This is a genomic window from Mycobacterium cajalii, from assembly GCF_045809005.2.
In the GTDB taxonomy this organism is placed as follows: domain Bacteria; phylum Actinomycetota; class Actinomycetes; order Mycobacteriales; family Mycobacteriaceae; genus Mycobacterium.
Genome location: NZ_CM141436.1, coordinates 251,236 through 266,708, shown reverse-complemented (window position 1 = coordinate 266,708; position 15,473 = coordinate 251,236). Strand labels below are relative to the sequence as shown.

18 protein-coding genes and 1 pseudogene are annotated in these 15,473 nt (G+C 70.1%); 7 read left to right on the top strand and 12 right to left on the bottom strand.

The annotated features are described in order from the left end of the window. Nucleotides 1-60 precede the first annotated feature (60 nt). Both ACJ512_RS01320 and ACJ512_RS01315 read right to left on the bottom strand, forming a co-directional pair. A complete protein-coding gene (locus ACJ512_RS01320) occupies nt 61-696 on the bottom strand; it encodes a TetR/AcrR family transcriptional regulator (RefSeq protein WP_407684932.1) in 636 nt (211 codons plus the stop codon). Beyond that, on the bottom strand, nt 696-1,673 hold the full coding sequence (locus ACJ512_RS01315) for a pirin family protein (RefSeq protein WP_407685002.1): 978 nt from the start codon (nt 1,671-1,673) through the stop codon (nt 696-698). Before ACJ512_RS01315 ends, ACJ512_RS01320 begins: the two co-directional genes overlap by 1 nt. 223 nt (nt 1,674-1,896) lie before the next feature. Here ACJ512_RS01315 and ACJ512_RS01310 point away from each other — a divergent pair, with 223 nt between their 5' ends. Next, the gene (locus ACJ512_RS01310) at nt 1,897-3,912 is read left to right on the top strand and encodes a chloride channel protein (protein WP_407684933.1); all 2,016 of its coding nucleotides are present in this window, start codon (nt 1,897-1,899) and stop codon (nt 3,910-3,912) included. A 22-nt stretch (nt 3,913-3,934) separates the two neighbouring features. Here ACJ512_RS01310 and dps read toward each other — a convergent pair whose 3' ends face one another. Then, nucleotides 3,935-4,477 carry a DNA starvation/stationary phase protection protein Dps gene (dps, locus tag ACJ512_RS01305; protein WP_407684934.1) on the bottom strand — a complete coding sequence of 181 codons (543 nt, stop codon included), beginning with the start codon at nt 4,475-4,477 and terminating at the stop codon, nt 3,935-3,937. A gap of 78 nt (nt 4,478-4,555) precedes the next feature. Beyond that, on the bottom strand, nt 4,556-5,467 hold the full coding sequence (locus ACJ512_RS01300) for a DNA-3-methyladenine glycosylase family protein (RefSeq protein WP_407684935.1): 912 nt from the start codon (nt 5,465-5,467) through the stop codon (nt 4,556-4,558). A 69-nt stretch (nt 5,468-5,536) separates the two neighbouring features. Here ACJ512_RS01300 and ACJ512_RS01295 point away from each other — a divergent pair, with 69 nt between their 5' ends. Continuing rightward, complete coding sequence (locus ACJ512_RS01295; RefSeq protein ID WP_407684936.1) at nt 5,537-5,938, top strand: nuclear transport factor 2 family protein; 402 nt, start codon at nt 5,537-5,539, stop codon at nt 5,936-5,938. Here the strand turns inward: ACJ512_RS01295 and ACJ512_RS01290 are convergent. The 3 genes from ACJ512_RS01290 to ACJ512_RS01280 are packed head-to-tail and all read right to left on the bottom strand — an operon-like array spanning nt 5,932 to nt 7,896. Beyond that, nucleotides 5,932-6,312 carry a DUF427 domain-containing protein gene (locus tag ACJ512_RS01290; RefSeq protein ID WP_407684937.1) on the bottom strand — a complete coding sequence of 127 codons (381 nt, stop codon included), beginning with the start codon at nt 6,310-6,312 and terminating at the stop codon, nt 5,932-5,934. The genes ACJ512_RS01295 and ACJ512_RS01290 overlap by 7 nt on opposite strands. 58 nt (nt 6,313-6,370) lie before the next feature. Then, nucleotides 6,371-7,393 carry an NAD-dependent epimerase/dehydratase family protein gene (locus ACJ512_RS01285; protein ID WP_407684938.1) on the bottom strand — a complete coding sequence of 341 codons (1,023 nt, stop codon included), beginning with the start codon at nt 7,391-7,393 and terminating at the stop codon, nt 6,371-6,373. After that, on the bottom strand, nt 7,390-7,896 hold the full coding sequence (locus ACJ512_RS01280) for a nuclear transport factor 2 family protein (protein ID WP_407684939.1): 507 nt from the start codon (nt 7,894-7,896) through the stop codon (nt 7,390-7,392). The genes ACJ512_RS01285 and ACJ512_RS01280 overlap by 4 nt, the downstream gene beginning before the upstream one ends. Before the next feature lie 112 nt (nt 7,897-8,008). Between ACJ512_RS01280 and msrA the strand changes: the two genes are divergently transcribed. Beyond that, nucleotides 8,009-8,521, top strand: coding sequence for a peptide-methionine (S)-S-oxide reductase MsrA (gene msrA, locus ACJ512_RS01275; protein WP_407684940.1), 513 nt, complete (start codon nt 8,009-8,011; stop codon nt 8,519-8,521). Nucleotides 8,522-8,530: 9 nt separating this feature from the next. On the opposite strand, the gene ACJ512_RS01270 is transcribed toward msrA, so the two are convergent. Beyond that, entirely contained in the window at nt 8,531-9,850 is a 1,320-nt protein-coding gene (locus tag ACJ512_RS01270) for a cytochrome P450 (RefSeq protein ID WP_407684941.1), read from the bottom strand. Nucleotides 9,851-9,993: 143 nt separating this feature from the next. Here ACJ512_RS01270 and ACJ512_RS01265 point away from each other — a divergent pair, with 143 nt between their 5' ends. Further along, entirely contained in the window at nt 9,994-10,608 is a 615-nt protein-coding gene (locus ACJ512_RS01265; RefSeq protein WP_407685003.1) for a TetR/AcrR family transcriptional regulator, read from the top strand. A 53-nt stretch (nt 10,609-10,661) separates the two neighbouring features. Next, the gene (locus tag ACJ512_RS01260; RefSeq protein ID WP_407684942.1) at nt 10,662-10,874 is read left to right on the top strand and encodes a TOBE domain-containing protein; all 213 of its coding nucleotides are present in this window, start codon (nt 10,662-10,664) and stop codon (nt 10,872-10,874) included. Between the two features lie 28 nt (nt 10,875-10,902). Here ACJ512_RS01260 and ACJ512_RS01255 read toward each other — a convergent pair whose 3' ends face one another. Then, nucleotides 10,903-11,793: an alpha/beta fold hydrolase gene (locus ACJ512_RS01255; RefSeq protein ID WP_407684943.1), complete on the bottom strand. Its 891-nt coding sequence runs from the start codon at nt 11,791-11,793 to the stop codon at nt 10,903-10,905. A gap of 18 nt (nt 11,794-11,811) precedes the next feature. After that, a complete protein-coding gene (locus tag ACJ512_RS01250) occupies nt 11,812-12,975 on the bottom strand; it encodes a sulfotransferase family protein (RefSeq protein ID WP_407685004.1) in 1,164 nt (387 codons plus the stop codon). A 97-nt stretch (nt 12,976-13,072) separates the two neighbouring features. Between ACJ512_RS01250 and ACJ512_RS01245 the strand changes: the two genes are divergently transcribed. After that, nucleotides 13,073-13,648: a TetR/AcrR family transcriptional regulator gene (locus ACJ512_RS01245; protein WP_407684944.1), complete on the top strand. Its 576-nt coding sequence runs from the start codon at nt 13,073-13,075 to the stop codon at nt 13,646-13,648. Continuing rightward, the gene (locus ACJ512_RS01240) at nt 13,645-14,757 is read left to right on the top strand and encodes a hypothetical protein (RefSeq protein WP_407684945.1); all 1,113 of its coding nucleotides are present in this window, start codon (nt 13,645-13,647) and stop codon (nt 14,755-14,757) included. The genes ACJ512_RS01245 and ACJ512_RS01240 overlap by 4 nt, the downstream gene beginning before the upstream one ends. On the opposite strand, the pseudogene ACJ512_RS01235 reads toward ACJ512_RS01240, so the two are convergent. Continuing rightward, nucleotides 14,755-14,910 (bottom strand): annotated as a pseudogene (locus ACJ512_RS01235) (LLM class flavin-dependent oxidoreductase); the annotation flags it as partial. The gene ACJ512_RS01240 and the pseudogene ACJ512_RS01235 sit on opposite strands and share 3 nt — an antisense overlap. Nucleotides 14,911-14,914: 4 nt before the next feature. After that, a complete protein-coding gene (locus ACJ512_RS01230) occupies nt 14,915-15,442 on the bottom strand; it encodes an SRPBCC family protein (RefSeq protein WP_407684946.1) in 528 nt (175 codons plus the stop codon). Between the last annotated feature and the right edge of the window lie 31 nt (nt 15,443-15,473).

The following is a 15,473-nucleotide window of genomic DNA, read 5'->3' as shown; positions in this document are numbered from 1 at the left end:
ACTACCGGAATAAGTTAGGCAAGCTATGCGATTGTGCTCGATGTCACTGCCCGGGCGGGGTCAGCCCGCGGCCCGGGTGAGCGCGCCTTGCAGCAGCCGCCGCAGCGTCTCGGTGACGGCCTGCATCTCCTGGTGGCTGCGTAGATAACCGGCATAGAACCCCGTGCCGCACAGCAGCAGCAACAAGACCTCGACCAACGCCGGGGCGCCGATCTCGACGCCGATCTCGCCGCGGTCCATCGCGTCCCCGACCGCCCAAATCAGAAATTCCCGGGTCATTCGGACGGCGTCATTTTCCGCGGCATTCAGTTCGGGATGGCGTTGCGCTTCCAGCACATTGGTGACCAGAAATGCCGACGTGGCGGGATTGTCGATATCCGCCTGCCGGGCCACGGTGAGAAATGCGCCCAGCCGCCCGAGCAGCGTGCCCTCCCGGCGCGCCCGTTCGATGCCGGCGCCGACGACGTCGTGGTTGGCTTGCCGGACGACCTCCCGGTACAGGTCTTGCTTGCTGGAAAAGTAGTGGTTGATGGCCGGTCTGGTCAGGTCGGCGCGAACGGCGATCTCCTGGAAGGTCGCCCCGTCGAATCCGCGTTCGCTGAACACCTGGCGAGCGGCACGCACGATGCGCGTGCGCGTCTGATCCGCCCTGGCCGCCGGCGGGCGGCCCGCGCGACGACCCACCGCTGGCGACATCAGTAAAGTGTGCCACCCCCGTGATGCGGCATTAAAGCATTCGGCGGAATGGTGCCGAACTTTCCGGCTTCGTAGTCGCGCAGCGCCTCGATCAATTCCGCGCGCGAGTTCATCACAAATGGGCCGTAATGGAATACCGGCTCGCGGATGGGCCGTCCGCCCAGGAGCATCACGTCAATTCCCGTCGGGCGCCGGTTTGTCGGGGCGCCGACGGTGATGCGGTCGCCGGGGCCCAGCACGGCCAGCTGGCCTTGGTGGATCGGATGTTCGAGCGGACCGGCATACCCGCTGCCGGACAGGACATAGAGCAGCGCGTTGAAGTCGCGCCGCCACGGGATGTTGAGCCGGGCGCCGTTCTCGATCGTCGCGTGGGCCACCGTGATCGGCGTGTGGGTGACGCCGGGGCCGCGGTGGCCGTCGATCTCACCGGCGATGACGCGGACCAGCGCGCCCCCGTCGCCGGAGGCCAGCAAGGACACGTCGCCGCCCTCGATCGCCTGGTACCGCGGCGGTGCGAATTTGTCCTTCCCCGGCAGGTTCACCCAGAGCTGGATGCCGTGAAAGAGGCCGCCGCGCTCGACCAGTTCGGCGGGCGGGGTCTCGATGTGCAGGATGCCCGCACCGGCGGTCATCCACTGCGTCGCGCCGTCGGTGATCAGGCCGCCACCGCCGTGCGAATCCTGGTGGGCCATCGTTCCGTCGAGCATGTAGGTGACGGTTTCGAAGCCGCGGTGCGGGTGCCAGTCGGTGCCGCGCGGTTCGCCCGGCTGGTAGTCCACCTCACCCATCTGGTCCATGTGCACGAACGGGTCGAGGGCGGCGGCGCCGACTCCGGCGAACGCCCGGACGACGGGGAACCCCACCCCCTCGTAGCCGCGTCGGCCGGTGTGGACCGACCGGACGGGGCGTTCGGTGTCGGCGGGTCCGGCCGGGCCGATCCGGGACAGTGTGAGTGGGTCTGCGGTGACGGGCGGCATGTGTACCTCCAATTCGAGAGCCACCCATATAACCGGACTACGGTCCGATTATTCCGCGCAAATCGACCGGGCCGACGCCCGGTTCCCCGTGTGACCTGCACCGCATCGCCGTCCGCAGCGAAACTTTTATAGTGCAATAGTCGCCGGGGCGGAGGATCGTCGTGACGCGCCCGTCTGAAATGCTCGAATGGTGAAGGGCCGACGGCGGAGAGGGTGACGGCGAATGGCGCAGGAAAAGACGGTCGCCGATTCGGCGCGGGGGCCGCGGATGTTGTCCCACGCGGCCGGGCGGGCCGCCGGCTGGCTGCGAGCAAATCGCCTCGGGCTGTTCTGCATCGCGCTCGTGGTGGGCATGGGCGCCGGGATCGGCGCCGTGGGGTTCCGCTATCTGATCTTCAGCTTCACCTGGCTGGCGACCGGGCACGACGAGTTCGGCCGGCAGGGCTGGGTGGGCAGCGACCACCTGCCGTGGCTGGGGGTCGGGTTCTTCGTGGTCATCCCGGTGCTCGGCGGACTGCTCTACGGCCCGCTGATCTCCCGCTTCGCCCGTGAGGCGCGGGGCCACGGGGTGCCCGAAGTCATGATCGCGGTGGCCGAGAACGGCGGCCGGATCAGGCCTCAGGTGACGGTGGTCAAGGCGCTGGCCTCGGCGCTGTGCATCGGCTCGGGCGGCTCGGTCGGACGGGAAGGCCCGATCGTGCAGATCGGTGCGGCCCTGGCGTCCAGCGCGGGCCAGTGGGTCCGGATGCCGGAGAACCGGCTGCGGGTGCTGGTGGCCTGCGGCGCCGCCGGCGGCATCTCGGCGACCTTCAACGCCCCCATCACCGGCGTGTTCTTCGCCGTCGAGCTGATCCTGCGGGAGCTTTCGGTCGAGGCGATCTTCACGATCATGCTCTCGGCGATGGTCGCCGACGTCATCGGCCGGGTCTTCTTCGGCGCCGCCCCGTTCCTGACCCGGCTGCCCGAGGGCATCGAGCTCGACCACATCGCCAACTACCTTCTGGTGGCGCTGCTGGCCGTGATCGCGGGACTACTCGGCGTGCTGTTCAAAAACGTCCTCTACAAGACCGAGGACCTGTGCGACCGGATCTGGGAGCCCCGCCCGGACTGGGCACGCCCGGCCGTCGGCGGCCTCGTGCTGGGGCTGCTGCTGCTCGCCGTGCCGCAGCTGTACGGCGTCGGCTACCCCGTGATGTACAACGCCTTCGCCGGGCACTACGCGCTGTGGTTCCTGGTCATCCTCACGGCGGGCAAGATGCTGGCCTGCGGGCTGACCATCGGCATCGGCGGTTCTGGCGGCGTGTTCGCGCCCTCGCTGTTCATCGGGGCCACCTCCGGCATGGCCTTCGGGATGGTGGTGCACCAGCTGATCGGCCCGGCCGTGGGCAACCCCGCGATCTACGCGATCGTCGGCATGGGCGCGGTGTTCGCCTCGGCCGCGCGGGCCCCGCTCACCGCGCTGGCCAGCACGGTGGAGATGACCGGGGACTTCACGCTGACGCTGCCGGTCATGCTGGCCGTGGCCGTCGGCACGACGGTGTCGCGCATGCTGTCCTACGGCACCATCTACACCACCAAGCTGCTGCGCCGCGGCATCGACATCGACCGCCCGACGCCGACCCACGCATTCGCCCACCTGACCGCCGCCGACGCCATGCACCCGTTCACCGTTCCGCTGGACCTGGGCCGCGCGACGGCCGCCGACGAGGACTGGACGTCGCGGCTGGGACCGGTCACCCGCGTCCGCCGGCCGCAGGCGCTGTTCGCCAACGACAGCCTGGCCCAGGCGTTGCGACAGCTGGTGCTCTACGGCCGCGACGGACTGCCGGTCATCGACACCGAGGAGCGGCACGTCCAGGGCTGGCTGACCAACCAGGACGTGCTGCGCGCGGTGGCGGCCCACCTCGCCGCCTCCTATCCGGACATCGCGGCCAGCCACCAGGCGGCCGAGTGGGCCGACCCGAAAGCCATTACGGCCGAACATGACCCGCGTAGCCAGTTGTCCGGTTACCGCATCGTCGAATACACGCTGGGTCCGGACTCGGCTGCGGTCGGCCGCAGCATCGGCGAACTCGAGTGGCCGCCCGGGCACTACCCGGTGTCCGTCATCCACCAGCGCCAGTTGATGGACGCCGACGTGGCCGTCCGGCTCGAACCGGGCGACCGGGTCAACATCCTGGTGCCCACCAACGGTGCGCGCGAGCACGATTCGGCGGCCAGGTCCGACAACCGGGCCTGACCGCCGGGCGCGGGCGTTGCCGTCAGCCGCGCGCGCTGCTCGCGGCGTCCCGCTCGCTCGACGAACCCTCGTGCGCCAGCTTGCCGCCCGCGCTCTCCAGGTGCGCCCGGACGAACCACTGGAACTTCTCCAGCGAGGCGGCCTGGCCGATCAGCATGTCCTGGGTGACCCGGTCGAGGTCCTCGGTCTCGTCGATCGCCTTGCGCAGATCCTCGATCACGCCCGTGTAGACCAAATCCAGCGCGGCCAGGTGGGACTGCACGCAGTCGCGCCCCACCGAGTAGTCGTCCCACGTGCGGTCGTTGACGATCGCGCCGGGGGTGCCCATGGGCGAGGCCCCCAGCGCGGCGATGCGCTCGGCCACCTCGTCGGCGTAGCCCCGCACCGCCTCGACTTGCGGGTCGATCATCTCGTGCACCCCGATGAAGTTGGGGCCCACCACATTCCAATGGATGTGCTTGAGCGTCAGGTGCAGATCGTTGTAGGTGCTCAGCTGCTTCTGCAGCAGTTCGGCCAGCTGCGCGCCCTGCTTGTCGGTCAGTCCGGGAATTGTGAACTGTGTCATGCGATTTCTCCCCTACGTTCGGACACGGTCGCGTTCCCCCGACGGGTACCCGACCCGGCCGTCGGGTAACCCGGTGCGCTACAGGCGGCCGATGTGCTGCACGGGCAACCGCGCCCCGCGGCGCGGTTCGCGGGCCAGCCCGCTGGCGTACAGCAGTTGCACCACCCGGTGACGGTGGGGCCGCATCGGCTCGAGCAGCTCGACCATCGCCGCGTCGTCGACCGGGCGGCCCAGCAGCGTCCAGCCGATCATCTTCGACACGTGGTAGTCGCCCACCGACAGGGCGTCGGCGTCCCCGAACGCCCGCTGCGCGGTCTCTGCGACGGTCCACGCCCCGACCCCCGGCAGCGAGGTCAGCGCCTCACGCGCCTGCTCCGGCGGCCGCGACACCAGCCGCTCCAGCGAGTCCGCCCGGCGTGCGCAGGACACCACCGTCTGCGCGCGTCGGGGATCGACGTTGGCGCGATGGAACTCCCACGACGGGATGCCGCGCCAGACCTCGGCCGACGGCGGAACCCGCATGCCCGCCGGCGCCGGCCCCGGGGCCGGCGTGCCGTAGCGCCACACCAGCAGGCGCCACGACCGGAACGCGTCGGCACCCGGTACCCGTTGCTCGATGACGGCCGGGATCAACGCCTCCAGAACCAGCCCGGTGCGGCCCAGGCGCAGGTGCGGGACGCGCCGGTGGGCGGCGGCCACCGTCGGGTCGGTCGGCACGAAGTCCGATGCGTCGTCGTCGGCGCCGAGCATCGCGGGCAGCAGCTCGACGAACTGCGGCGCGCCGGCGCCCCACGCCACGCAGTGCACGGCGTCGTGCGACAGGCGCGCGATCCGGGCGGCGACGGGGCCGGCGGGCAGCAGGCTGGTCCGCCAGACCGCGCCGTCGCCCGCGACCTGGAAACACGGGTCACCGGGGCCCCGCCGCAGCGGCGCCAGGGTGGTCCGGAAGTCGACCGGTCCCGGGAAGGCGACAGTGCGCTCGCTGTGCACCCGTTCCCTCCGATCCCGGCAACGCCGGCTCGATTGACCGTCGACCGCCTCCCAGGACAGTATTGCGATGTGACGACGCCGTTCGACGACCCGCAGGGAGAGCTGGCCTGGATGTTCTTCCAGTGCACCAGCGAAGGCGGCGACCTGGACGAGGGCTTCTCGCTGCTCAGCGACGACTTCACCTACTGGACCCTGTATACGCGCACCTCCTGCGACAAGGAGACGTTCCGGCGGGCGATCGAACGGCGCAAACAGAACCTCGAAGTCACCGTCGACCTGTTGCGCTGCGTCAACGAGGGCGACACGGTGGTCGTGGAGGCGCAGGCCACCGGAACGACCATCGACGGCGTCGCCTACGACAGCCCGTTCGTGTGCATCGTCGACACCCGCGAGGGGCTGATCGTCTCGATGCGCCTGTACAGCGACACCCGGGCGCAGGCCGCGGCGCTGCCCGGGTGGGTCCCCTACTGAGCGGACACGCTGATGTCGGCCTTGTCGGGGTAGAACGCGACGTGCCCGGCGATCGCCGCGACCGCGGGGTAGGGCTGCTCGTAGGTCCAGATCGCGTCGTCGACGGTGTCCCCGGCGCCGGTGGTCACGCTGTAGTAGCTGGCCTCACCCTTGAACGGGCAGTACGTGCCGGTGTCGGTGCGGGTCAGCCGTTCGACGACCACGTCGCCCATCGGAATGTATTGCACGACCGGCAAAGTGGCCTCGCGCAGCTGCAGCGCGGCGGTGGTGTCCGCGATCAGCTCGCCGTTGACGCGCACCTGTACCCGTCCCGGTGTGGGCTCGATCGTGATCGGGTGCCCGGCGCTGGGCTCCTTGATCTCGGGGTGGCTCATGGGTGTTACCTCCTCAGGCGCGTGCGTCTGCACGGCCCGCCACCGAGCCTAGGCGCGCCTACTCGGGCCGGGCGGTCGTGCTCGTGTTCTTCGGCGTGCGCATCGTCGCCCAGAACCGGGCGGCCTCCCGGATCGACTCCTCGACCGGGCGCGGCTGCCAACCCAGTTCGCGCTTGGCCTTGCCGCTGTCGACGGGGGCCTCGGCGCGCATCATGCGCACCGAGGCGAGGCTGAGCTCGGCGTCCTTGCCGCTGAGCCGGGCCCGCAGGCTGCCCAGCGCGGCCATCGCGTAGAGCACGGGCACCGAGATCGAGCGGCGCGGCGGCGGCACGCCGGCCTCGTCGGCGGCGATGCGCACCACGTCGTTCAGCGCGATCATCTTCTCCGAGACCAGGTAGCGCTCGCCGACGCGCCCGCGCTCGGCGGCCAGGATCATCGCCCGGGCGGCGTCGTCGACGCCGACGACCTCGAGCGCGATGCCGTTCATCAGGAAGGGCAGCTTGCCGAAGACGGCGCCGGCGATGAACGCGCCGTGCGGGGTGCCGCCCCAGTCGCCGCTGCCGTAGGTGGTCGAGACGCACATCGCCACGGCGGGCAGCCCGGCCTCGGCCACGTAGCGAATCACCAGGTTCTCGGCCTGCACCCGCGACTGGACATAGGGGGTCAGACCCCGCGAGGCGATGACGTCGTCCTCGGTGGCCACGTGCCCGTGCCGCCGGCCCACCGTCGCGTAGGTGCTGGTGAAGACGAACCTGCGCAGGCCGGCCGTGGCGGCGACGTCGAGGACGTTGCGCAGGCCTTCGACGTTGGTGTGGAACAGCGGCGAGGGATCGCGCAGCCACGCGCGGGTGTCGACGACGCAGTAGTAGACGTCGTCGACGCCGTCCATCGCCTGCTGCAGGGTGGCGGTGTCGAACACGTCGCCGTGAAAGCGGGTGAGCTCGAGGTCGTCGATGGCGCGCGTGTTGGCGTTCGGGCGCACCATCGCCCGGACCTGCGCGCCGTCGCCGACGAGCCGGCGCGTCACGTGCGAGCCCAGAAAACCGTTGGCGCCGATCACCAGCTTGGGTTTGGCGCTCACCGGGCCCCTCCGTTCTGCCGCATCCACCGCGCGGCGTCGTCGTCGAGGGTGCCCAGGGCCTGGGCCTTGCGGCACCACTTCATCCCGGCCTTCAGGAAGCGCAGCGGGTTGTAGATGTCCTCCTGACGGCACCATTGGCCGTCGCCGGCGTAGGTGACGATGGAGATGTTGGTGGCGCTGATGACGGTCCCGTCGCCGGGGTCTCGCATCGGGTTGTCCAGCTCGCAGATGACCCGCCCGGTGGACTCGTCGAGGACCGACCACAGCGAGGGGAACGCGACCATGTGGCTGCCCGGGAAGGTCGTCATCGTGCGCTGGATCCAGGTGCGGACCTCGTCGCGGCCGTGCATGGTGCCCATCGCGTGCTCGATGTAGTCCACGTCCGGCGTGTACTGCTCGACCCAGGCGTCCCAGTCCCGCGTCTCGGCGGCGCGGGCGACCCTCGCCTCGAACTTGTCGAAGGCGGCCGAGAGCTCATCGCGGGAGAATTCGCGCGCGGTCACGAGGGCTCCTTCGCACCGTTACACGTCATCGCCCCGTTACACAGCATCGCCGAAGTGTAGCCTGGGCAACGTCATCCCATCCCGAGGAGCGCGAGCCCGAGGAGGACAAGCTATGACGACCGAGAAGGCCATCCTCGCCGGCGGCTGCTTCTGGGGCATGCAGGATCTGATCCGCAAGCAGCCCGGCGTCGTCTCCACCCGCGTCGGCTACACCGGCGGCGACGTGCCCAACGCGACCTACCGCAACCACGGCACCCACGCCGAGGCGATCGAGATCGTCTACGACCCCACGGTCACCGACTACCGCACGATGCTGGAGTTCTTCTTCCAGATCCACGACCCCACAACGAAGAACCGTCAGGGTAACGACCTGGGACCCAGCTACCGCTCGGCCATCTTCTACCTCGACGACGAGCAGAAGCGGATCGCGCTGGAGACCATCGCCGACGTCGACGCCTCGGGCCTGTGGCCGGGCAAGGTCGTCACCGAGGTCAGCCCGGCCGGCGACTTCTGGGAGGCCGAGCCCGAGCACCAGGACTACCTGCAGCGCTACCCCCACGGGTACACCTGCCACTACGTGCGTCCCGGCTGGAAGCTGCCGCGCCGGGCCACCGCCGACCAGTAGGGCAGTCGCTCAGCGCCGGCGCACCACCACCCGCCCGCCGTCCTTCGGCGTGAACGCGACGCCGCGCGAGTGCCAGCGCTCGCCGGGCGCCGTCGTCGTCTGGATGGTGAAGTGGCGCAACACCGTTCGCAACACCACATCCATCTCCATGTTGGCGAACGCGGCCCCCACGCACCGGCGGGTACCACCCCCGAACGGGATCCAGGCGGCCGCCGGCGGCTTGTTGCCCAGGTACCGTTGCGGGTCGAAGCGCTCCGGGTCGGGGAAGACCTCGGGATTGCCGTGGATCTGCGAAATGCAGACCAGGACCGAATTACCTTGCGGGATAACCCATTCCCCGAGCCGATAGGTCGGCGAACAGACATGGCGGGCGGCGAAGTCGATGACCGTGCGGACCCGCTGCACCTCGAGTATCGCGGCCTGGCGCAGCTCGCCGCCGCCGTCGTCGACCTCGGCGACCAGCGCCCGCAGCACGTCGGGGTGCCGGCTCAACCGTTCGAACGCCCAGCCCAGCGTGGCCGCGGTCGTCTCGTGCCCCGCCGCCAGCAGCGTCAACAGCTCGTCGGCGATGTCCTTGCGCGACATGACCGATCCGTCGTCGTAGGTGCTGCGCAGCAGCAGCGCGAGCACGTCGGTGCGCTCCGCGAAGTCCGGATCCGCGCGCTCGGCGTCGATCAGCCTGTCGATGATGACGTCGTAGCGGCGGCGCCACTCCCGCAGCCGCCCCCAGGGGCTGTAGCGCCCATAGGTCCGTCGGGGTTTCGGCAGGGCGGCCAACCGCGAACCCAGCGTCACCCACGGCGGGATGAGCCGGCGCAACTCGTCGAGTTCGGCGCCTTCGGCCCCGAACACCGCGCGCAGGATGGCGTTGAGGGTGATCCGCATCATCGAGGGCAGCGTCGCGAACGGCACGCCTTCGGGCCAGTCCGCGATCTCACGCAGCGTCTCTTCTTCGATGATGCTCTCGTAGTTCTTCATGCTCTTGCCGTGGAACGGCGGAGCCAGGAGCCGCCGCCGCTGCCGGTGGTCCTCGCCTTCGAGCCCGAACACCGAGCCGGAGCCGAACAGCCGGCTCAGGTTGGGCCGGATGTTGCCGAGCACCTCGGGGCTGGTGGTGAACACCTGCTTGGCCAGCTGCGGGTCGCCGACCACGACCTGTTGACCGTAGAGCGGGATCGCGACCGTGAAGACCCGGCCGTACCGGCGCGCGAGGCGGTTCATCATCGACCGCCGGGCCGTGGCGAACGCGAGGGCCTGCACCATCGGTGGCAGGCGCGTCGCCGGAGGCATCCGTACCGCCGGGGGCGCGTCGGTGACGACTTCGCTCATTTCGATGATCTCCCAACACCTGTCGACCCCTGCGGGGTGGTACCGCCATGTACCGCAGGTCTTTCCCGGTACGGTACTTTGAGGTACCACTTCCTGACAAGGGTGTCGCGATCACGAAAGGGGCGCCGGCGGTGACCTCAGCAATGACGGCGGCCGCCGACGACGCGGTTGGCGACCCGCCGGCCGAGGCCGATCCGTTCCGGCTCAGGCTGCTCGAGGGCCTCGCCACCTCGATCGACGAGCGCGGCTACCGCGCCAGCACCGTCGCCGACATCGTCCGCAACGCCCGCACGTCCAAACGCACCTTCTACGACCGGTTCACCAGCAAGGAAGCGTGCTTCCTGGAACTGCTGCAGGCCGACAACGAGAAGCTGGGGCACGGCATCGCCGCGGCGGTCGACCCCGAAGCCGACTGGCCCGTGCAGATCCGGCAGGCCGTCGAGGCCTACGCCGCACACATCGAGGCCCGGCCCGCCCTCACGTTGAGCTGGATCCGGGAGCTGCCCTCGCTCGGTGCGATCGCCCGGCCCGCGCAGCGCCGCGGGATTCAGCTGCTGTCCGACCTGCTGATCGATTTGAGCGCCAGCCCGGGGTTCCGCCGCGCCGGCCTGCCGCCGCTGACCGGGTCGCTGGCCGTCATCCTGCTGGGCGGCCTGCGCGAACTGACCGCCCTGGCGATGGAGGACGGGAAGGCGGTCCGCGACATCGTCGAACCGGCGGTGGACGCGTCCATAGCCCTGCTCGGCCCGCGCGGCTGAGCCCACCCGCCCGCTAAGCTCAGCGCACACCCCTCGTCCCCTGGAGGCCCGCGATGCGTCTGTCGACCCGGAATCAGCTCAAAGGCACCATCACCGAGGTCAACCTCGGCAGCGTGATGGCGATCGTGAAGGTGAAGCTCGACGGCGGCGAGCAGGTCGTCACGTCCTCGATCACCAAGGACGCGGCGGCCGAACTCGGCCTCGCGGTCGGTCAGCCCGCGACCGTGTTCGTCAAGTCCACCGAGGTCATGATCGGCGTCGAGTAACCACACCGCCGAAGCCTCGTGCAGCCCACTACGTTTCGAGGCGCAAGAAAGCGCGCAGCCGGTCCAGGACCAGTTCAGGCCGCTGCTCGACGATCCAGTGGCCGACGCCGTCGACCAGCTCGACCTCGAAATCGCCGATCCGCTCGGCATATCCGTTCAGCAGCTCCGGTGTCAGCACCGGGTCCTTGGTGCCGCTGAGCCAGCGGACCGGGACGTCGACGCGCACCCCGTCGTACTCGCCGAACAGCCAGCGCGCCAGCTCCCGGGTCTGGAAGGTGCGGTACCAGCGCGACCCGGCCACCGCGTGCCCGGGCTGGCGCATGCACTCGACGTACATCCGGACCTCTTCCTCGGGCGCCAGGAATCCCCCGCCGACCCACGACGCCAGCATCCGGTAGAACCGGGCCTTGCGATCGGCGATCACCCGCGGGCCGATGACCGGGAGCATGATCGGGATCTGGTACCAGAACCGCCAGACCTCCCGCAGCACCGACAGGTCGCGCCGAACCCAGGGCGCCGAGGTGTTGAGCCCGAAGAACCCGGTGACCTTCTCGGGATGGCGCAGCATCATGATGAACGCGACCGGGCCGCCCCAGTCGTGGGCGACCAGTTTGACGGTCGCCACACCCAGCCGGTCCAGCACCGCGGCCAGGTCGTCGGCCATGTCGTTCTTGCGGTAGCGCGACCGGGGCGCCGAACTCCAGCCCGCGCCGCGCAGGTCGGGGCACAGCACCCGGTAGCCGTCGGCGGCCAGCGGACCGATCAGCTCGTGCCACTCCCACCAGTGCTGCGGGAAGCCGTGCACCAGCATCACCGCCGGCCCGTCGGCCGGCCCAGCATCGGCGACATGGATCACCACGCCGCCGGGCAGATCCACGAACCGGTGTGCGACGCCGTCCAGCGCGGGCATGGTGACCATGCCCGGTGACCGTACCGGCTACGCCAGGAACCGCTCGACATACGGCGCGAAGCGCGCGCGCAAATCCCGCTCGCTCAGCCCGAACATCTGCGCCGACGTCTCCACATTGCCCAGCCGGCCCCGGCGGTGCCCGCCTAGGTAGCCGGTGATCGCCGTGCGCGCCGCGGCGGTGAACGGCTCGCCGGCCAGGGCGTAGACCCGCTCGGCGACGCCGAGTTCGTCGGCCGTGAAGTCGTCGAAGCGGACGTCGATCGAGCGGTGCGGGCCGATGGTGTCGCGATCGCGGACCAGCGCGCTCAGCATCGAATCGAGCCGGTCGACCCACGACGCCGCGATCCGCTGCACCGGCACCGGCGAGCGGTGCATCCGCGCGGAATAGGTGATCATCGCGATCATCGACAGCGCCACCGGCACCGGGTCGCGGTGGGTGAACACCACGATGCTGTCGGGGAACACCCGGTCCAGCACCGGCACCTGCTCGAGGTGCTGGGGCGACTTGAGCAGCCAGCGCCGTCCCCCGCGCAGGAACTGCATCGCCTTGAGCTGGGTGGCCAGATAGCGGTAGTGCGGCGTCTGGTCGTGGGCCTGGTAGTACTCGCGCCAGCGCGGCGCCTCGGCGAGCGTCTCGAAGAGCATCGTCGAGAAGTCGTTGGCCAGCAGCTGGATCTCTTCGTGGACGTGGTCGGTGGTCATCTCGTGCATCAGCGCGAAATGCGGCATCACGGTGTTGATCACCCCGACCGCGACGTCCATCCGGGCGCGCCGCGGATCGGGCTCGGTTCCCTCTTCGGACGGCACGGGAAAGGGTTCGACGCTCTCCCAGTACGGCATGGTGCGGAAGGTGGGCGCCGCCGCCAAAAGGTTGTGCAGGTGGGTGGTGCCGGTGCGGGGCAGCCCGGCGATCACCACCGGCGATTGCACTGCGAGGTCCTCGATCTCCGGGTGCCGGCGCAGCAGGTCGGCCAGCAGCAACCGGTTCTTGAGCAACTGCAGCAGCTGCCCGTAGAAGTTGACGACGCCCGCCTCGTGCAGGCCGTCGATCTCGCGCAGCGCCGCGAGGTAGACGTCGAGTCGCTCGCGGTAGTCGTCGGGCCCGAAGTCGTGCAGGCCGGTGTCGGCGCCGGCCCGGGCGTGCAGCGCGGCGGCGTCCAACGGGCACAGCGGCGCCATCGAGGACATCATGTCGAGGATCTGCCGGGCTTCTTCACCGAAGCGCGGGTGGGCGAGGTCGTCGAGACGGACTTGGGTCACGGCGACTTATGTTACGTTGAGTTTCGTAATGGCAGTGGATTTTGGGCGCCCCCGTGACCCCCGCATCGACGGTGCGGTGCTGCGCGCGACCGTCGAACTGCTCGCCGAAACCGGCTACTCCGGGCTGTCCATCGCCGCGATCGCCCAGCGGGCCGGCACCAGCAAGCCCGCGATCTACCGGCGCTGGCCGGGCAAGGCACACCTGGTGCACGAGGCCGTGTTTCCGGTCGGCGCCGCCACCGCGATACCCGACACCGGGTCGCTGCGGCACGACCTGCGCGAAATGGTCTGCCGCACAGTGGCCTTCCTGTCGAACCCGGCGGCCCGCGCGGCGCTGCCGGGCCTGATCGGCGAGATGGCGGCTGACCCGACGCTGCATTCGGCGCTGCTGGAGCGGTTCGCCGACGTCATCGCCGGCGGTCTTGCCGGCTGGCTGGCGGGCGCCGCGAGCGCGGGCCTGGTGCGCGCCGACCTCACCGCCACGGAGCTGGCCGAGGCGATCGCCGGCATCGCGCTGCTGGGCCTGCTCACCCGCTCCCGCGAACTCGGGGACGCGTGGATCGATCGCACCACCGAGTTGCTCCTGAAAGGAATCAGCGCATGACGCACGAGTCGACCGCGGCGTGGCGGGAACTGCTGGAAACCCTTGGCGGGCTGGACCGCTCGTTCCTGGAGGGCGACCGCGCGGTGAGCGACGACCGGCACGTCGCCGACGGCTACCGCATGCTGGCCACCACGCTGGGCGTGGCGTTCGACGCCTACCTGTTCGCCGAGCCCGGCCGGCCGCAGTTCGTCGCGGTCAACACCCCGTTCCGCCGCGACCGCCGCTGGGGCGGGGACAACACCGACGCCTACTACTTGCTGTGCCCGGTCGATCCGGCGCGGCGCTACCGCGTCAGCGGCAACAGGGGCGACAGCGTGTACTTCTCGCTGACCGCCTACAACGAACCCGCACCCGGCGCGTGGTCGGACCGCGTCGTGGCGATCGTCCGCGACAGCGACCTCGACATCGACGCCGGCGGCAACTTCTCCTTCGAACTGGGCCCCACCCTGGACGCCGCCGTGCTCATGACCCGCGACTACCAGGCCGACCCGCTGACCGGTCGCCCCGTCGACTGGCGGATCGAGGCGCTCGACGATCCGGACCCGATCCGCCACGGCGACGCGGAAACCGCCGCGGCGCTGCGGGCCGCCGCGGCGTGGCTGCGCACCATGTTCGCGATCGTCCCGCTGGCCGTCGGGACCCGCGCCGACGACCAACACGCGCTCGGGCACCAAACCGCGCACGCCGCCAACGAATTCGCCGATCCCTACCAGGTTCCCGACGCCAACTTCGGCTGGTCGGCGCGCGACGCCTGCTACTCCTACGGCAGCTTCGTGCTTGCCGACGACGAGGCGCTGGTCATCACCCACCGCCCGCCGTCGTGCCGGTTCTGGAACCTGGTGGTGTGGAACCAGTTCATGGCCACCTACGGGGCCGCGGAGGGTCCCGACGCGCGTTGCTCGATCAACGGGCACAGCGCCGTGCCCAACGGCGACGGATCGGTGACGATCGTGTTGTCCCGCGCGCGGACCGCCCACCCGAATTCGCTTACCACGCTGGGCTATCCGCGCGGCAACCTCGCGTTCCGCTGGTTTCTGGCGGACGAGGTGCCGGCGCGCCCGCAGGTGCGACTCGTCAAGGTCGCCGAAGCGCCGACGGCCGTGCACTAAGAAAAGAAGCGCGGACACCGCGTCCGCACCCCACGCCTCGGCGACCCAGCACACGTCCAGACCCAGGTTCTCCGCCTCGACGGCGAGCGTGACGACGTCGCCGGCGGCCGAGGATGTCCCCCCGGACAACTCGACCGTCGTCGCGGTGCGCATCACGTCACCGCACGCCGTGTTCGGCCAGCCGTTTGATCGCCGACAGCGTCTTGTCGATCGCGGTCTCGAACTCGCGCAATCGCACGAAGACGATCTTCTGCTCCTTGTCGGGCATCGCCTCGATGGCCACCGACAACCCCGATCGCCCCGGCCCCATCTGCATCCGGTAGTTCAGGGTGGTGCCCCCGTCGCGCGGGGTGAGCCGGAAGCGCCAGGTGGCCGCGGGGTTGTCGGGTTCACCGACCGCCCAGGCGAATTCGCGGTGCTGGTCGCAGGCCACGATCTGGGAGGTGGTGCTCCAGCGCCCGAACGCCTGGTGTTCGTTGTGCCCGACGAAGCGGGCACAACGAACGCGCGGGCCGTCGCCGCCGTCGGCCCACTCCACCGACTGCAGCTCGTTGCTCAGCGTCGGCATCAGCTTGATGTCGGAGACCAGGCTCCACACGCGGGCCGGGTCGGCGTCGATCCACGTCGACGCCTCCACCGTCGGACTGTCCGCATAGCGCGCGCCGGTCCATTCCACGCCGACCATTGGCCACCGCCGCGACCCGGATGTGGCCCAG